The sequence below is a fragment of the Micromonospora coerulea genome, from assembly GCF_016598485.1.
GTDB classification, from domain to species: Bacteria; Actinomycetota; Actinomycetes; order Mycobacteriales; family Micromonosporaceae; genus Micromonospora; species Micromonospora coerulea.
On the sequence record NZ_JAEMUW010000021.1, the window covers coordinates 32,363 to 47,827 of the forward strand.

General features: G+C 74.4%; 18 protein-coding genes. 10 read left to right on the forward strand and 8 right to left on the reverse strand.

Annotated elements, in window-relative coordinates:
• Positions 1-2 precede the first annotated feature (2 nt).
• Genes I8N68_RS24380 through coxB form a run of 6 tightly spaced genes read right to left on the reverse strand, consistent with a single transcriptional unit; the run spans position 3 to position 5,303 of the window.
• On the reverse strand, positions 3-395 hold the full coding sequence (locus I8N68_RS24380; protein WP_200214570.1) for a c-type cytochrome: 393 nt from the start codon (positions 393-395) through the stop codon (positions 3-5).
• On the reverse strand, positions 392-1,306 hold the full coding sequence (locus tag I8N68_RS24385) for a cytochrome c oxidase assembly protein (protein ID WP_200214572.1): 915 nt from the start codon (positions 1,304-1,306) through the stop codon (positions 392-394). The genes I8N68_RS24380 and I8N68_RS24385 overlap by 4 nt, the downstream gene beginning before the upstream one ends.
• Positions 1,294-1,686 (reverse strand): hypothetical protein, encoded by a 393-nt coding sequence (locus tag I8N68_RS24390; RefSeq protein ID WP_200214576.1) that lies wholly within the window; start codon positions 1,684-1,686, stop codon positions 1,294-1,296. Before I8N68_RS24390 ends, I8N68_RS24385 begins: the two co-directional genes overlap by 13 nt.
• The gene (locus tag I8N68_RS24395; protein ID WP_200214578.1) at positions 1,686-2,315 is read right to left on the reverse strand and encodes a cytochrome c oxidase subunit 3; all 630 of its coding nucleotides are present in this window, start codon (positions 2,313-2,315) and stop codon (positions 1,686-1,688) included. Before I8N68_RS24395 ends, I8N68_RS24390 begins: the two co-directional genes overlap by 1 nt.
• Positions 2,312-4,240 (reverse strand): cytochrome c oxidase subunit I, encoded by a 1,929-nt coding sequence (ctaD, locus tag I8N68_RS24400; RefSeq protein ID WP_200214580.1) that lies wholly within the window; start codon positions 4,238-4,240, stop codon positions 2,312-2,314. The genes I8N68_RS24395 and ctaD overlap by 4 nt, the downstream gene beginning before the upstream one ends.
• 16 nt (positions 4,241-4,256) lie before the next feature.
• Positions 4,257-5,303: a cytochrome c oxidase subunit II gene (gene coxB, locus I8N68_RS24405; protein WP_200214582.1), complete on the reverse strand. Its 1,047-nt coding sequence runs from the start codon at positions 5,301-5,303 to the stop codon at positions 4,257-4,259.
• A 135-nt stretch (positions 5,304-5,438) separates the two neighbouring features.
• On the opposite strand from coxB, the gene ccsA reads away from it, so the two are divergent.
• The 6 genes from ccsA to I8N68_RS24435 all read left to right on the forward strand — a co-directional run bounded on the left by ccsA (position 5,439) and on the right by I8N68_RS24435 (position 10,521).
• Positions 5,439-6,197: a cytochrome c biogenesis protein CcsA gene (ccsA, locus tag I8N68_RS24410; protein WP_200214591.1), complete on the forward strand. Its 759-nt coding sequence runs from the start codon at positions 5,439-5,441 to the stop codon at positions 6,195-6,197.
• Positions 6,194-6,604, forward strand: a complete 411-nt coding sequence (locus I8N68_RS24415; RefSeq protein WP_200214593.1) for a cytochrome c maturation protein CcmE — start codon at positions 6,194-6,196, stop codon at positions 6,602-6,604. The genes ccsA and I8N68_RS24415 overlap by 4 nt, the downstream gene beginning before the upstream one ends.
• The gene (locus tag I8N68_RS24420; RefSeq protein ID WP_200214595.1) at positions 6,594-8,528 is read left to right on the forward strand and encodes a heme lyase CcmF/NrfE family subunit; all 1,935 of its coding nucleotides are present in this window, start codon (positions 6,594-6,596) and stop codon (positions 8,526-8,528) included. Before I8N68_RS24415 ends, I8N68_RS24420 begins: the two co-directional genes overlap by 11 nt.
• Positions 8,525-9,091 (forward strand): TlpA family protein disulfide reductase, encoded by a 567-nt coding sequence (locus I8N68_RS24425; RefSeq protein WP_200214598.1) that lies wholly within the window; start codon positions 8,525-8,527, stop codon positions 9,089-9,091. Before I8N68_RS24420 ends, I8N68_RS24425 begins: the two co-directional genes overlap by 4 nt.
• Positions 9,088-9,990, forward strand: coding sequence for a cytochrome c-type biogenesis protein CcmH (locus tag I8N68_RS24430; RefSeq protein ID WP_200214600.1), 903 nt, complete (start codon positions 9,088-9,090; stop codon positions 9,988-9,990). Before I8N68_RS24425 ends, I8N68_RS24430 begins: the two co-directional genes overlap by 4 nt.
• Positions 9,991-10,104: 114 nt before the next feature.
• Positions 10,105-10,521, forward strand: a complete 417-nt coding sequence (locus tag I8N68_RS24435; RefSeq protein WP_200214602.1) for an SSI family serine proteinase inhibitor — start codon at positions 10,105-10,107, stop codon at positions 10,519-10,521.
• A gap of 47 nt (positions 10,522-10,568) precedes the next feature.
• Here I8N68_RS24435 and I8N68_RS24440 read toward each other — a convergent pair whose 3' ends face one another.
• Positions 10,569-11,177, reverse strand: a complete 609-nt coding sequence (locus I8N68_RS24440; RefSeq protein ID WP_200214604.1) for a hypothetical protein — start codon at positions 11,175-11,177, stop codon at positions 10,569-10,571.
• A 196-nt stretch (positions 11,178-11,373) separates the two neighbouring features.
• On the opposite strand from I8N68_RS24440, the gene I8N68_RS24445 reads away from it, so the two are divergent.
• From I8N68_RS24445 to I8N68_RS24455, 3 genes are all read left to right on the forward strand, one after another.
• Positions 11,374-12,264 carry a pentapeptide repeat-containing protein gene (locus I8N68_RS24445; RefSeq protein WP_200214607.1) on the forward strand — a complete coding sequence of 297 codons (891 nt, stop codon included), beginning with the start codon at positions 11,374-11,376 and terminating at the stop codon, positions 12,262-12,264.
• Between the two features lie 104 nt (positions 12,265-12,368).
• Positions 12,369-12,605: a preprotein translocase YidC gene (locus tag I8N68_RS24450; RefSeq protein ID WP_200214609.1), complete on the forward strand. Its 237-nt coding sequence runs from the start codon at positions 12,369-12,371 to the stop codon at positions 12,603-12,605.
• A gap of 93 nt (positions 12,606-12,698) precedes the next feature.
• Positions 12,699-12,929, forward strand: a complete 231-nt coding sequence (locus tag I8N68_RS24455) for a hypothetical protein (protein WP_200214612.1) — start codon at positions 12,699-12,701, stop codon at positions 12,927-12,929.
• Between the two features lie 113 nt (positions 12,930-13,042).
• Here I8N68_RS24455 and rnhA read toward each other — a convergent pair whose 3' ends face one another.
• The gene (gene rnhA, locus I8N68_RS24460) at positions 13,043-13,519 is read right to left on the reverse strand and encodes a ribonuclease HI (RefSeq protein ID WP_200214615.1); all 477 of its coding nucleotides are present in this window, start codon (positions 13,517-13,519) and stop codon (positions 13,043-13,045) included.
• A gap of 332 nt (positions 13,520-13,851) precedes the next feature.
• Here rnhA and I8N68_RS24465 point away from each other — a divergent pair, with 332 nt between their 5' ends.
• Positions 13,852-14,955, forward strand: a complete 1,104-nt coding sequence (locus I8N68_RS24465) for an L-dopachrome tautomerase-related protein (protein WP_307812955.1) — start codon at positions 13,852-13,854, stop codon at positions 14,953-14,955.
• Positions 14,956-15,465: the final 510 nt, after the last annotated feature.

Consider the following 15,465-nt stretch of genomic DNA (forward strand, 5'->3'; position numbering starts at 1 on the left):
GGTCAGTCCAGGGTGTACAGGTAGGCGGCGATGTCCTGCGCGTCGATGGCGCTGACACCCAGCTTCGGCATGGCGGTGCCCGGCTCGACCGCCTGCGGGTCGGTGATCCAACGGCTCAGGTTGTCGGCGTTGTTGGGCAGCTGACCGGCGATGTACGAGCGGGCGCCGAACCGGGTCAGCGGCGGCCCGACCAGGCCGTCGGCGCGGCTGACACCGGGGATGGTGTGGCACGACCCGCAGCCGTACCGGGCGATCAGCTCGGCGCCCCGGTCCGGCCGTCCGCTGCGCACCTCGGGTGGCGGTGGTGGCGATGTCGAGGCGCATCCGGTGACCGCGGCGACCGACAGCACGGTCAGCGCCACCCCGAGCGCCCAGATCCGACCGGACAGCTTCATCGCACCATCCCTTCCGTTGCGGGCCCGGCCGCCACCGGGCCGTCGGCGGGGTGCACCGCGCCGGCGACCAGGGCATCGGGCCGGTCGCGGTCCAGGCGCAGCAGCCAGCGCAGGAACACGGTCAGCGCCACGACCAGTACGACCAGGTCCATCGGCGCCCACATCAGCAGGCCGGCCAGCTGCTGGTCGGCCAGCGGGTCGGCACCGAGCATCCGGTCGGGATAGACCGGGGCCGGGGCGAAGGTGAGCACCGCGCCGAGCGCCGAGGCCGGCAACATGGCGCCGACCAGCAGCAGCACCGTCACCGGGGCGGGCGCGCGGTGGCGCGGCGGGCCGAGCACCGGGGCCCAGAACAGCCAGGCCGTCGCCAGCAGGCTGAGGTGCTCGGCGGCATGCATGGCGGGCCGGTCCACCGCGGCGGCGTACGGCCCCGGCAGGTGCCAGAACCACAGCACGACGATCTGTCCACCCCCGGCCAGCAGGGCGTACGTGGTGGAACGGCGCAGGCGGCGCACGGCCGGCGCCACCCGCCACCGGGCCAGCAGCCGGCGCAGCGGCGCCGGGGCGGCCAGGCTCAGCGGCAACCCCGCCGCGCCGGCCGCCAGCAGCGGCCCCGCCACCAGCAGGAGCACCATGTGCTGCGCCATGTGCCCGGCGAACGAGGACTCGGCCAGCTCGTGCACCGGGCCCTGCTCGGCGGCGAGCACCGTGAGCACGCCGACGCCGAACGCGGCGACCCGCCAGCCCGCCACGATCCGGCCGACCCCGCGCCGCGTCCACAGCTCCTGGACCCCCCGGCCGTAGCCGGCCACCAGCAGGCAGAGCGCGGCGACCGCGAGCATGGTCAGCAGGCCCTCGGTCACCGGATCCTGACCGGGCTGGTCGGCCCGGTGCGCGCTCAGCCCTGACATGGCGGCAGCACCAGCACGGCGACCCCGCCGAGCACGATGATGGTCAGGAACAACAGGTTGGACCAGACCCCGACCACGGCGAGCATCCGGGACCGGCCGAACGGCCGGTCCTCCTCGCCGGCCCGCCCGGTCCGCCGCCACACCAGCGCGGCGACCAGCAGCGACCCCACGGTGAACAGGCCCGGGATCACCACCGCGAGTCCGACCGCCTGCCAGAGCGGTACGGCGGCGACGTGGTCGGAGCCGGCGGCGCAGGCCAGCTCGTCCAGGCCCCAGGCGGCGAACACGTGCACCCCCCAGGCCACCGCGCCGCCGAGCACGCCGTACCAGAGCAGCAGCCCGCCGGTCAGGCGCGCGTGCGGACCGGGGCGGGTGGTCATCACAGCCGTGGGGAGAGGTAGACGGTGAACAGGATGGCGACCCAGACCAGGTCGACGAAGTGCCAGTAGATCGCCGCGTTGCGGACGCGTTCGTGCCGGTGGGAGCCGAAGCTGCCGTCGCGCAGGGAGGCGGCCAGCAGCCAGCCGAGCATGGTCAGCCCGACCAGGACGTGCAGCCCGTGGAAGCCGGTGATCAGGTAGAACAGCGAGCCGTACACGTCGGTGGTCATGGTGAACCGCTTCAGCGTCTCGGCGTACTCCGCCGCCTCCAGGGCCAGGAAGGTCACCCCGAGCACGATGGTGGCGGCCAGTCCGGACCGCAGTCGCCAGCGCTGGCCCTGCCGGATGCCGCGCTCCGCCCACACCACCGGCAGGCTGCTGGGCAGCAGCACCGCGGTCATCACCAGGGGCGTGAGCAGCTCCGGGGTCTCGATGCCGTCGGGCGGCCACGTCGGGCCGTACTGGAAGCGGAGGTAGAAGTAGCTGCCGAGCAGGCAGGCGAAGAGGGTGGCCTCGGTGGCCACGAACATCACCATGCCCCACCAACCGGCGGACCGACCAACCGGCAGTTCGGTGCTCAGCGCCTCGGCGCCGGTCGCCGCCGCGACGACCCCGCCATGGTCGCTCACCGGGCCACCCCCAGTTCCTCGTCCGGGCGGCGGGGCGGCCAGAGCCAGACGGCGATCGTCGCCACCACCGCCAGGGCCGCGACCGCCGCCACCGGGTACCAGGCGAGGAGCATCGAGGTGAAGAAGATCAGCAGCGCGCCGGCCAGCACGAGCGGCATGAGGGTCGACTCCGGCATCTGCACCGCCCGTTCGGGGTGCGCGTCCAGCTCGCTGGTGATCAGGGTCCGCCGCCCGTCGCTGAGGATGCGGTCCGCGGTGGCGCCGGCGCCCACGGAGTCGGCGGTGCGCTCGTCCCACGCCGGGTGCAGGCTGTGCACGCGGGGCTGCACCGGGAAGTTGTACGGCTCGGGCGGCGACGCCGTGGTCCACTCCAGGCTGTCACCCTCCCACGGGTCCGGCGGCGCCGGCCGGCCCCGCCGGAGCGCATGTACCACCCCGACGAGCACGAGCAGCAGTCCGACGGCGAGCAGGTACGACCCGACGGTGCTGACCAGGTTCCACCCGTCCCAGCCCGGCTCGCTGCGGTAGGTGTAGACCCGCCGGGGCATGCCGAACAGGCCGTAGAGGTGCATCGGGAAGAACGTGACGTGCATGCCGGCGAAGACCAGCCAGAACGCCCAGCGACCCAACCGCTCGTGGTACATCCGCCCGGTGATCTTCGGCAGCCAGTAGTAGATGCCGGCGAGCATCGGGAAGACGGCCCCGCCGATCAGCACGTAGTGGAAGTGCGCCACCACGAAATAGGAGTCGGTGACCTGCTGGTCGAACGCGGTCACCGCGAACATCGCGCCGGTGAACCCGCCCAGCACGAAGGTCACCACGAATCCGATCACGTACAGCAGCGGCACCCGCAGGACGAGCCGGCCCAGCAGCATGGTGGCCAGCCAGGCGAAGATCTGGATGCCCGACGGGATGGTGATGATCGTGCTGGCCGCGCTGAAGAAGCTGTACGACAACTGCGGCAGCCCGGTGGCGAACATGTGGTGCACCCAGACCCCGAACGAGATGATCGAGATCGACACGATGGACAGCACGATCAGCGGGTAGCCGACCACGCCGCGACGGGTGAACGCGGGCAGCACGGCGGAGACGATGCCCAGCGCCGGCATGACGATGATGTAGACGTCCGGGTGGCCGAAGATCCAGAAGAGGTGCTGCCAGAGCAGCACGTTGCCCCCGGCGGACGGATCGAAAAAGTGGGTGCCGAACCGCCGGTCGAGGAAAAGCATCGCGTTGTCCGCGTTCAGCGCCGGCAACGCGAAGATCACCATGAACGCGGTGGCGACGATCGCCCAGACGAACAGCGGCACCCGGTTGAGCGACATCCCGGGGGCGCGCAGCTTGAGCGCGGTGACGATGAAGTTGATCGACGCGGCGGTGGTGGAGATGCCGAGGAAGAGCAGCCCGAGCGCGTAGACGTCCATGTGCAGGCCCGGGTTGTGCTGCTCCTCGCTGAGCGGGGCGTAGGCGAACCAGCCGTTGTTGGGCGCGGCGCCGAAGGGCAGGCTCGCCCACATGAACAGGCCGGCGAAGAGGAAGACCCAGTAGCCGAAGGCGTTCAACCTCGGGAAGGCCATGTCCCGGGCGCCGATCATCAGGGGCACCAGGAAGTTGCCGAAGCCGAACAGCATCGGGGTGGCGAACAGGAAGATCATCGCTGTGCCGTGCATGCTGAAGAGCTGGTTGTACTCCTGCGGCGACACCACCCCCGCCTCCGGCCGGGCGAGCTGGGTGCGCATCACCAGGGCGCTGAGGCCGGCGAGGACGAAGAAGAACCCGGCGGTGACGAGGTAACGCCGGCCGATCTTCTTGTGGTCGACCGTGCTGAACCAGCCCCGCAGCGTGGGGCGCTCGGCCCAGTGTTCCGCCAGCCGCGCCAGGTCCTGCGCGCTGACGCCGGGCGGCGGTGTGGTGGTCGTGGACATCGCTTCTCCTTCCCGCCTACTCCAGCGACCGCAGGTACGCGATGAGGTCGGGCAGTTGCGCGGCATCGACCGGCTGTGGGGGCATGGCGTTGCCCGGCTTGACCGTCTGCGAGTTGGCGATCCAGCCGCCCAGGTGACCGGCGTCGTTGGGCACCGCGCCGGCGCCGATGCTCCACCGGGAACCGACGTTCGACAGGTCCGGCCCGACCCGGCCCGCGGCGCCGGTGCCCCGTACCGCGTGGCAGGCGGCGCAGGTGCCCTGCACGAAGGCCCGCTGGCCCCGCCGCTCGGCGTCGGTCCGCGGCTCCCGGGCCGGGTCGTCGAGCCGGGCCAGCCAGGCGTCGAAATCGGGGCGGGACTGCGCCACCACCAGGAAGGCCATGTGGGCGTGCTGGGTGCCGCAGTACTCGGCGCACTGGCCCCGGTAGCTGCCGGCCCGCTCCGCCCGCAGCCAGGTCTCCCGGGTCTCACCGGCGATCAGGTCCGTCTTGGGCATGAGCTGCGGCACCCAGAAGCTGTGTAGCACGTCGTCGGTCCGCAGTCGCACCTTGACCCGCTCCCCCACCGGGATGTGAATCTCGTTGGCGGTGGCCCCCGAGGCGCCCGGGTAACGGACCTCCCACCACCACTTGTGGCCGGTCACCTCGACGGTGGGGGCGTCCGGACCGGGGCGGTCGCCCAACGCGGCGAGGTCGCGCAGGCCCACGCCGTAGACGGCGACCAGGATCACCAACGGCAGGCCGGCGCCGGCGAGCGTGACGAAGCGCAGCGGCTGACCGTGGCGGACGCGGGCGTTGCCCCGCCGGAACACCAGCGCCCAGACCAGCAGTGCCATCACCTCGACGAAGACGGCCACGGAGATCCAGAAGAGCAGCCACCAGAGGCCGGCGACGCGGGCCGCCCCGGCCCCGCCGGGACTCAGGGCGGACGGCGTGTCGCCGGCGCAGCCGCCGAGCAGGAGCAGGCCGGACAGCGCGGTCAGCACCGGAGGACGACGACGCGGCAGCCCGCGCCGCCGGGCTTGCCGGGCGACGCTCACGGTCAGGTTCGCTGCCTTCTCCACCGGGAGCGACATTAGACGTTTCCGGCTGATTCAAGCGCTTTTGCGCGATATGGGGATAGGCAGACGTTTGTGGAGCTTATGGTGAAACACGCAGCGAACCCATCCGGCAAGCGCCCGGGCGCGGACAGGGAGATCATGCGAGCCTCCACGGTGGACCTCGTCGCGGACACCGCCAGAGCGGCCGCCGCGCGCCGGACGATGGTCTGGACCGCCGGAGGGCTCGCCACGGCGGCGACCGTGGCCGGCGGGTGGCTCGCCCCGCCCGACGCGGTACAGGGCCCGGCGCAGCGACTGATGTACCTGCACGTCCCCGCCGCCTGGGTCGCCTACGCCGCGTTCGCCGTCGTGCTCGCGGCCAGCGGCGCCTACCTCGTCGGCGGCGAGCTGCGCTGGGACCGGTTCGCCCGGGCCGGCGCCGAGATCGGGGTGGTGCTGACCGCCGTCGCCATCGCCACCGGCTCTTTATGGGGGCGGCTGGTCTGGGGCGCCTGGTGGGCGTGGGACCCCCGGCTGGTCAGCACCGCGCTGCTGCTGCTCGCGTACGCCGGCTACCTGGCCCTGCGCCGCGCGGTGAGCGATCGGACCGACGCGCGCGACGGGGACGACCATCGGGTGGCGCGCCCGGCGGCACTGGTCGGCATCCTGGGGTTCCTGCTCGTTCCGGTGGTGCACTTCTCCGTCGTCTGGTGGCGGTCGCTGCACCAGCAGGCGACCGTGTTCGCCCCGCAACGTCCGCCGATCGACCCCCGGATGGCTCTCGCCCTGCTGCTCGCCGTGGCCGCCGCGACGCTCGCCGCGCTCTGCGTCCTACTGCACCGGGTCGTCCGGCTGGAGCGCCGGCTCGCCGCCGACGCCCCCCGCACGGCCGACCGCGTCCCGGCCCGGATCGGATGAACCGTCGCCGCACCGGCCGGACCGCCGTCGTCGCCGTGCTCCTCGCCACCGGCGCTGTGCTGGTGACCAGTGCGCTGCGCGGCACCCTCACCTACTACCGCACCCCGGCTGAGGTGCTGCGCGACCCGGACGCGGCCCGGGAACGGGTACGCCTCGGCGGCGACGTGGTGCCCGGGTCCCTGCGCCGCGACGGCGACCTGCTGGTGTTCCGCCTCGCCGAGGGGGGCCAGGCGATCACCGTCGAGCAGCTCGGCGCGCCGCCGGGGACGTTCCGGGAGGGCGAGGGGGTGGTCATCGAGGGCATCCTGTCGGCGGACGGGACGTTCCGCTCCGACCACGTCGTGGTCCGGCACGGCAACGAGTACCGCCCGTCCACCTCCCCGGTGGAGCCGGTCGATGCTCGGTGAGCTCGGCACGTCGAGCCTCACCGTCGGGCTGCTCTGCGCCACGCTGACCGCCCTGCTCTGGCTGCGGGTGGCCCTGTTCGGCGCGCCGACCCGGCCGGCCCGACTCGCGACCGCCGCGACGCTGGCCACCGCCGCCGTCGCCTGCGGTGTGCTGGAGGCGGCCCTGCTCCGGCACGACTTCAGCGTCCGGTTCGTGGCCGAGAACGGCGGACGCCGGGTGCCGCTGTACTACACGGTGACGAGCCTCTGGTCCGCCCTGGACGGGTCGTTGCTGCTCTGGCTGCTGGTCCTCGCCGGGTACGCGGTCCTGCTCGCCGGTCGGCGGCACCCGCCCCGGCTGCAGGCGTACGCGATGGTGGTCGTCAGCGCGGTGACCGTGTTCTTCTTCGCGCTGTCCTGCTTCGCCGCGAGCCCGTTCCGCGCGGTGGATCCGGTGCCGCCCGACGGTCCCGGGCCCAACCCGCTGCTGCAGCAGCACCCGGCGATGGGGGTGCACCCGCCCCTGCTCTACGTCGGCTACATCGGGCTGGTCGTGCCGTTCGCCTTCGCGCTCGCCGCGCCGCTGGCCGGGCGGGAGGGACGTAGCTGGCTGCGGGTGGCCCGGCCCTGGACACTGGTCGCCTGGGCGGCGCTGACCGCCGGCATCGGGCTCGGCGCCTGGTGGTCGTACGCGGTGCTGGGCTGGGGCGGCTACTGGGCGTGGGACCCGGTGGAGAACGCCTCCCTGCTGCCGTGGCTGACCGCCACCGCGTTCCTGCACACCGCCCTCGGTCCGGGCGCCCGCCGTGCCGGGTGGAACCTGGTGCTGGCCTGCGCGAGCTTCGTGCTGGTGCTGCTCGGCACCTTCCTCACCCGGTCCGGTGCGGTGGCCAGCGTGCACGCCTTCACCGAATCGCCGCTGGGCCCAATGCTGCTCGGCTTCGTGCTGCTGGCGGTCGTCGCGTCGACGATCCTGACCGGGTGGCGGACCCCCGAGCTGGCCGGCCGCACCGCGTCGCCGGTGCTGTCCCGGAACACCGCCGTCCTCGTCAACGGCGTGCTCCTGGTGACGATCGCGGCGGTGGTGCTGATCGGCACGATCTTCCCGCTGCTCTCCGGCCCGCTCGGCGGCGTCCGCACCTCCGTCGGCCCGGGCTACTACCACCGCACGGCGTTGCCACTGGCCATCGTGGTGCTGCTGGCGATGGGGGTGACTCCGGCACTGCGGGTCGGCGACCGGACCCAAGCGCTGCGGCGTCTCGCCGTGCCGGGTGCGGTGGCGCTGGCCACGGTCGCCGTGGTGGGTCTGCTCAGCCGGCCCGGCCTGCCCGCGCTCAGCGCCTTCGGCACCGCCGCGTTCGTGCTCACCGGCCTGGCCGGGCAGTTGCCGGACCGGCTCCGCCGGTCGGGCCGGGGCCGGCTCGCCGGACTGGTCGCGCACGCCGGGATCGCCCTGGTCGCGGTGGGCGTCGCCGGGTCCTCGGCGTACGGCCGGGACGCCGAGCGGACCCTCCGGACCGGCGAGACGCTGCGGGTGGCTGACGTGAGCGTCCGCCTGGTCGGGGTGGACCGGAGGGGCGACAGCGGCATGGCGGTGCGGGCACGGCTCCGGCTCTCCGAATCCGGCGACGCGGAGCGGGCGGTCACCCCGGCCCTGCGCTACCACCCGGCCCGGGACACCGCGGTCACGGTGCCGGCGATCGACACCGGGCTGCTTCGGGACACCTACGTCACCCTGATCGCGGTCTCCCCCGACGACGGCAGCGCCACGCTGCGGCTCGCGGTCAACCCGCTCGTCGGCCTGCTCTGGGCCGGCGGCGCCCTGACGGCCGCGGGGGGACTCGGGTCGGCGCTCGCCACCGCCCGCCGGCGACGCCGGGTCGGGACGCCGCGCGAGGGGGCCCAGCCGGCATCAGTCGCCGTTCGCGCCGGAGCCGCCGGATGATCCGCCCCGTCAGGCGGCGGCCACGCCGGGTACCGGTCTGGCCGCCGCTGGTCCTGGCGGTCACCGTCGCCGTCGGCGTGGTCGTGGCCGTCGGCCTGCCATCGGGATCGACGTCGCCGGGCGGCGACGCCGGGACAGCAGGACCGCCCGTCCAGGCCCCGGCGCTCTCGGGCCCCACGCTGGATGGTGGCCGGTTCGACCTGGCCGACGCCCACGGCCACGTGCTGCTGGTCAACGTCTTCGCCTCCTGGTGCGGACCGTGCCGGGACGAACTGCCGCTGCTGGTCGACGCCGGGCGGCGCTGGTCCCCGCAGGGGCTGCGGCTGGTCGGGCTGAACGTCCGGGACGGCAGCGAGGCCGTCCGTGCGCTGCTGGACGAGACGGGCGCGGCCGGGCTGACCGTGCTGCCGGACCCGGACGGCACCCGGGCGGTCGACTGGGGCGTCCGTGGCGTGCCGGAGACCTTCGTGGTGGACCGGGACGGCCGGATCGTCGACCGGCAGCGGGGTGTGGTCACCCGGCAGTGGCTGGAGCAGCGGGTGGCGCCGCTGCTGGCCGGATGAGGTGGCGGCCGGCCGCGGGGACGCTCGTCCTCGTGGCCCTGCTCGCCGCGGCCGCCGCGGGTCTTGCCCGGTCGGCCGCCGGAGCCGGCCAGGACGACCCGGTCCGCTCGGTCACCGCCGACCTGCGCTGCCCGGCGTGCCAGGGCGAGTCGGTGGCGGACTCCCGCTCACCGATCGCGGCGGCGATGCGGCAGGCGGTGGCGGACCAGGTGGCCCAGGGGCACAGCCGCGACGAGGTCCGGCGCTGGTTCGTCCAACGCTACGGCCCGGACGTGCTGGCCGACCCGCCGGCCCGCGGCGTGGAGCTGCTGCTCTGGGCCGTACCCGCGCTGACCCTGCTGGCCGCCGGCTACGCGGCCCGGCGCACGCTGCGGCCCCGGCCACGGCGCACCGATGACCTGCCGGCGGCGCCACCGGCCGACGGGCCGCCACCGGGCGGCGCGGCCCGTCGGGCCTGGCGGTGGTCCGCGCTCGGGCTGATCACCGTCGTGGTGTCGGTGGCCGTCGCCGCCCGCGGCCTCGACCGGCCCCGGCCGGACCCGGCGCCCGCGGATCCGGTCGCGGTGGCGGTGGGCCTGGCGCGCGACCTGGAGGCGCAGGACCGGTACGACGCCGCCGCGCAGATGTACCGGGAGGCGCTGCGCGACCGGCCCGACGACACGATCCGGCTGCGACTCGCCTTCGCCCTGCTCCGGGCGGGAGACGCGACCGGCGCGGGACAGGCCGCGCAGGAGGTGCTGAGTCACGCCCCGGACTCCCCGGACGGCCTGCTCGTGCTGGGCCTCGCCCAGCGGCGTACCCGCCCCGCCGAGGCGCCGCGCACCCTGCGACGCTTCCTGACCGTCGCGCCGGAACACCCGGCCGCCCCGGAGATCACCAGGCTGCTGGCCGCGGCGTAACACTTCGTGACGTTTCGCGTTCACACCGTCCACTTAGGGTTTGCCACGGCCCGGCCGCACGACGGCCGGCCCGCAGCCGGCCCCCACCCGGGGCCCCGACGGAAGGACGTCACCATGCCCTTCGCCCGACGCACCGCCGCGCTCGCCCTGGCCGCGACCCTCGGTGGGCTCGCCGCCGTGGCCGCCCCGCACCCCCGCACGGCCGGGGCGGCGCCCCGCCCCGGCCCCGAGACGCCCTCGGTGCTGCTGCTCACCGTGGACCCGGCGACCGCCGCGTCGCGGTCCACCGTGCTGGTCTGCGGTCCGGCCGGCGGCCTGCACCCGGACCCGACGACCGGCTGCCGGCTGGTGGCCCGGGTCGACGGCGACCTCGCCGCCCTGGACGTCGACCCGGGCCTGTGCACCCTGGAACACGCCCCGCTCACCGTGCGCGCGCTCGGCTTCTGGCAGGACCGGCCGGTGTCGTACACCCGGACCTTCGACAACCGCTGCGCGCTGCGGCGCGGCACCGGCACGCTGTTCGACTTCTGACCCGTACGCGGCGCCCGCGCCCGCGCGGGCGCCGCCACCGGCGGCGCTCAGCTGGGCTGCGAGATGGAGGCCTGCGCGAGGTACGCGATCTGCGCACCGAAGGCCATCAGCGCCACCACCACCCCGACCACGACGGCGACGGTCGGGGTGCCGCCCGCCAGGCCGGTCAGCAGGGTGGCGCCGAGCCCGATCAGCAGCGAGTTGACCGCCCCGACCATCGCCGCCGTGGTGAGCAGCAGCTGCCAGCGACCCGGCCGGCTGCCGACCGCCGCCCAGGCGGCGCGCCGCAGGTCCCCGGCGACGACCGCGTCGGCGAAGAAGTCGTGCTCGCCGGCGAACTGGCGGTGGTAGTAGGCGCGGATGCGCTGGATGCGCTGGAGATCCAGCGAGTTCTCCACCATGCTCTGCACCAGCCGGCCGAAGGTGAACAGCCCGGTGATCACCAGGGTCGGCACCACCACGCCGAGGTACGGCTTGAGCAGCTGACCGCTGCCCGAGACGAAACCCAACCCGATCAGTGCGGCGGAGAGCAAGGTCAGGAACACCGTGGCCCGCCCGACCGACTCGGCGATCGTGGCGCCGCGGGAGGTCTGCAGCGTGAAGTGCTCGGTGGTCAGGGCGGTGAGCAGCGCCTGCTCCCGTGCCTGCTCGTCCATCCCGCCGCCCCTTCGTGCCGGTCACGGTCACGATACGAAGGTCCGGGACGCCGGCGTGGGCGAACCGGCGGACGACCGGCGCGGGCAGCCGGGCCGCCGGGACGCCCCCCGGCGGGTGGGCGGAGAATGAGTCCGGTCGCGGCGACCTCGCCGCGGGCACCCTCAGCGACTCCGAGCGGCGGGAGGCCGGTCCAGCGTGGCGGACACCACCGAACAGCAGTCGGCGGCGACGGTCGACGAGCGGGAGCTGCGCGCCGACTGCACACGCTGCTTCGGGATCTGCTGCGTCGCGCCCGCCTTCGCCGCCTCCGCCGACTTCGCGCTCGACAAGCCCGCCGGGCAGCCCTGCCCGAACCTGGGTCCGGACTCCCGCTGCGGCATCCACCGCGACCTGCGCCAGCGCGGCTTCCCCGGCTGCACGGTCTTCGACTGCTTCGGCGCCGGCCAGCACGTCGCGCAGGTCACCTTCGGCGGGCGGGACTGGCGGACCGATCCGGCGACCGCGCGGCAGATGTTCGACACCTTCGCGGTGATGCGGCCGCTGCACGAACTGCTCTGGTACCTGACCGAGGCGCTGGCGCTGACCCCGCCGGGTCCGTTGCGCGACGACCTGACCGACGCGCTGGAGGAGACCGGTCGGCTCACCGACGGCACCCCGGAGCAGCTGCTCGCCCTCGACGTCGACGCCCACCGGGGGCGGGTCAACGGGGTGCTCTCGCGGGCGGGCGAGCAGGCCCGGGCCGGGCGGGCCGGCGCGGACCGGCGCGGCGCGGTGCTGATCGGGGTGGACCTGCGCCGGGCGGCCCTGGCCGGGGCGAACCTGCGCGGCGCCTGCCTGATCGGCGCGGACCTGCGCGGCGTGAACCTCGGCGCCGCCGACCTGACCGGCGCGGACCTGCGCGGGGCCGACCTGCGCGGGGCCGACCTGAGCCATTGCCTCTTCCTGCACCAGTCGCAGCTCGACGCGGCCCGCGGCGACCACCGCACCGTCCTGCCCGCCGCGCTGCGCCGGCCCGCCCACTGGTCGCTGACCCTCACCCCGACCCGCCCCCGGTCCGGGCGTCCCGAGGCCCGTCGCCGGCGCTGACCCGCGTCGGCGCCGCCCGGGCGGGCAAGGTTTCGTCCGGGCGCGCTCGGGTAGCCGGGATGGCCGCCGCCCCGCCGGCGGCCAGCGGCACCCAGGGAGGCGACGTGGCTTATCGGGCACGCTACGGCGAGGAGCCGGTGGATCCGGCGCACGCCGAGGACGAGGCCGGTCAGGCCCGCCTGGTGCAGGTCGAGGCGGACACCGACGTCCCGGCGCCGGACGACGGGGGACCCAAGCCGGATCTGGTCACCGAGGACGACGGGTCCGGGGTGGCCGGCGGCTCCTCGGGCAGCAGCTCCGGCGGCTCCGGCATGCCGGGCCACCCGGACGCGCCCCGCTGACCGCGCCGGAGCGGATCGGGCCCGCGCCGGCCCGGGTGACGACGGCCGGACCGGACGACGTTTGCCGTCGTCCCACACGGGCAGGAGTGCGACATGACGAGTGAGGATCCCGTCGGCCGGGCGGCCACCGACGAGCCGGACGGCACGACCGCGTACGGGGCGTCGCTGCGAGCGCCGGGCGACTCCCTGCACACCACCGACGACACCGGCGACGACTTCGCCGATCTGCCGGCCGAGGAGGCGCAACCGGCCCGGGGGACCAGCCGCGCCGGCTACGACGTCGACGCCGTCTCGGGCACCGGCGAACCACGCGTCGAGGAGTGACCCGACTGCCGTCCGGCGCGGTCAGCCGACGCTGAGCGCGCCGGACGGGCCAAGCTCCACCGCACGCCGGACCCGCTCGTCGGCCGGCGGGCAGGCCGACGCAACCCGCCACTTCAGCGGGCGGTGGCCACCTCCGCGCGGGCCTCGGTCATGCCCCGGTTGGCCAGCGCGTCGGCCCGCTCGTTCTCCGGGTGGCCGTTGTGCCCCTTGACCCAGAGCCAGGTCACGTCGTGCCGGGCGCAGGCGTCCTCCAGCCGCTGCCACAGGTCGGCGTTCTTCACCGGCTGCTTCGCCGCGGTCAGCCAACCGTTGCGCTTCCACGAGGCCAGCCAGCCGGTGATGCCGTTGCGCACGTAGGTGCTGTCGGTGTGCAGCCGCACGGTGACCGGGCGGGTCAGGCTCTCCAGCGCCCGGATCGCGGCGGTCAGCTCCATCCGGTTGTTGGTGGTCGGGGTGGCCTCACCGCCGCACAGCTCCCGCTCGTGGTCACCCCAGCGCAGCAGCACACCCCAGCCGCCGGGGCCCGGATTGCCGCTGCACGCCCCGTCGGTCCAGATCTCCACGACCCTGCCGGCCGCCGCGTCCACCATGCCGGCAACCTACCGGGTACGCCGCCCGGCCGAGCCACCCGACCCGGCTGCCGGCCGACGGACAATCCCCGCAGCCCGGGTAGGCCGGCTCGCCGCGGACGACCGGGTCGCCGGGCAATCACGGTTTGCGGCCCGGTTCACCGGGAACCGGACGCGCAACACCGAGCGGTCGACGTCCCGCCCCCGCCGCCATGCCGGTCGGGGACGGGCCGGGTACGCGGCCGCGGCGCCGCAGCCGACGCCGGCCGAACGACCAGGAAGAAGGCAGGCATGGGAACTGTGGTGGAGCGGGGTCGGCACCCCGTCGCGGTCGAATCCGCCGGGAGCGGGTCGTGACCGGGCCGGTGCCCGACGAGCCGGTCGGCGAGCTGGAACTGGTGCACACCTTCACCGGGCCGATGCCCACCGGGGTCACCGTCTCGCACACCGGACGGATCTTCGTCAACTTCCCCCTGTGGGGCGACGAGGTGCCGGCCACCGTGGTCGAGCTGCGCGACGGTCAGGAGGTCCCGTTCCCGGACCAGCGGTGGAACAGCCCATCCGGCGACGACGACGCGAAGGCCTTCGTGTCGGTGCAGAGCGTGGTGGTCGACCCGGCCGACCGGCTCTGGGTGGTCGACACCGGCAGCCCGATGGTGCGACCCACCAAGCCGGGTGGGCCGAAGCTGGTCCGGGTCGACCTCGACACCGACACGGTCGCCCAGGTCATCACCTTCCCCACCGACGTGGCCCTGCCCACCACGTACCTCAACGACGTGCGCTTCGACCTGCGCCGTGGCGACGCGGGGGTCGCCTACATCACCGATTCCGCCCACTCCGGTCCGAACGGGATCATCGTGGTCGACCTGGCCACCGGCGCCTCCTGGCGGCGGCTGCACGACCACCCGTCGACGAAGGCAGAACCGCTGGCGGCCTTCCGACCGGTCGTGGAGGGGCGGCCGTTCCTGGAGCGACCGCCGCAGGGGTCGCCGAATCCCCCGGCCACGGGCTCCGACGGCATCGCCATTTCCGCCGACGGCTCCCGGCTGTACTACTGCCCGCTCGCCTCCCGCCGCTGGTACAGCGTCGCGACCGACGCACTCGCCGACCCGTCGCTGAGCGAGGAGCGGGTGTGGGCGACGGTGGTCGACGAGGGCGACAAGGGCGGCGGCTCCGACGGCCTGGAGACCGACGACGCCGGCCGCTTCTACCTCACCTCCTACGAGCACAACGCGGTGCTGCGCCGCCGGCCGGACGGTGCGTTCGAAACCCTCGTGCACGACCCCCGTCTGCTCTGGCCCGACACCCTGTCGGTCGCCTCCGACGGGCACCTGTACGTCACCGCGAACCAGCTGCACCGGCAGCCGAGGCACCAGGGCGGGCAGGATCTGCGGCGCAAGCCGTACGCGCTGTTCCGCACGCCCATCGACGCCAAACCGGTGCTGCTGCGCAGGTGACCGCCCCGCGCGACCCGGAGGCGGATCCGCCGGGGGCGTCGCGGTGCTGGGCAGCGGGTGGTGATCGCCACCTACCGGCCGGCCTGACCCCCGTCCGCGATCCGGCGGCGGGCACGGGGGCGAATGCGGAGCTTCCCCAAAGGAACGCTGCGCCGCCCGCTCGGGACCTCCGCGCCGACCAATGCGTTCGGGTTGAATAGGCCCGTCGAGATGGTCGGTCCCGCCGATCGGATGCGAGACCGTGCCGAGCAGCCGGGTCCTCAATGGTCCACTCGGACATCGGAGCCGGCGGTGGACCGGTCGAGACACCACATCATTCGGTGAACATGTTCGGAATACCGGGGACGGCGACAACCCTTTCCGAAGGCGGGCGTTCCACCGAACGGCCACCCGGGCTCGACGAAAACAATTTTCCGACCATCGCGGTCAGTGAACGCGGCCGGCAGCAGCAGGCCCATCGATCCGGCCGCTCCGCTGCCGTACGCCGTTGAATGACAAGGCGTCTACCCG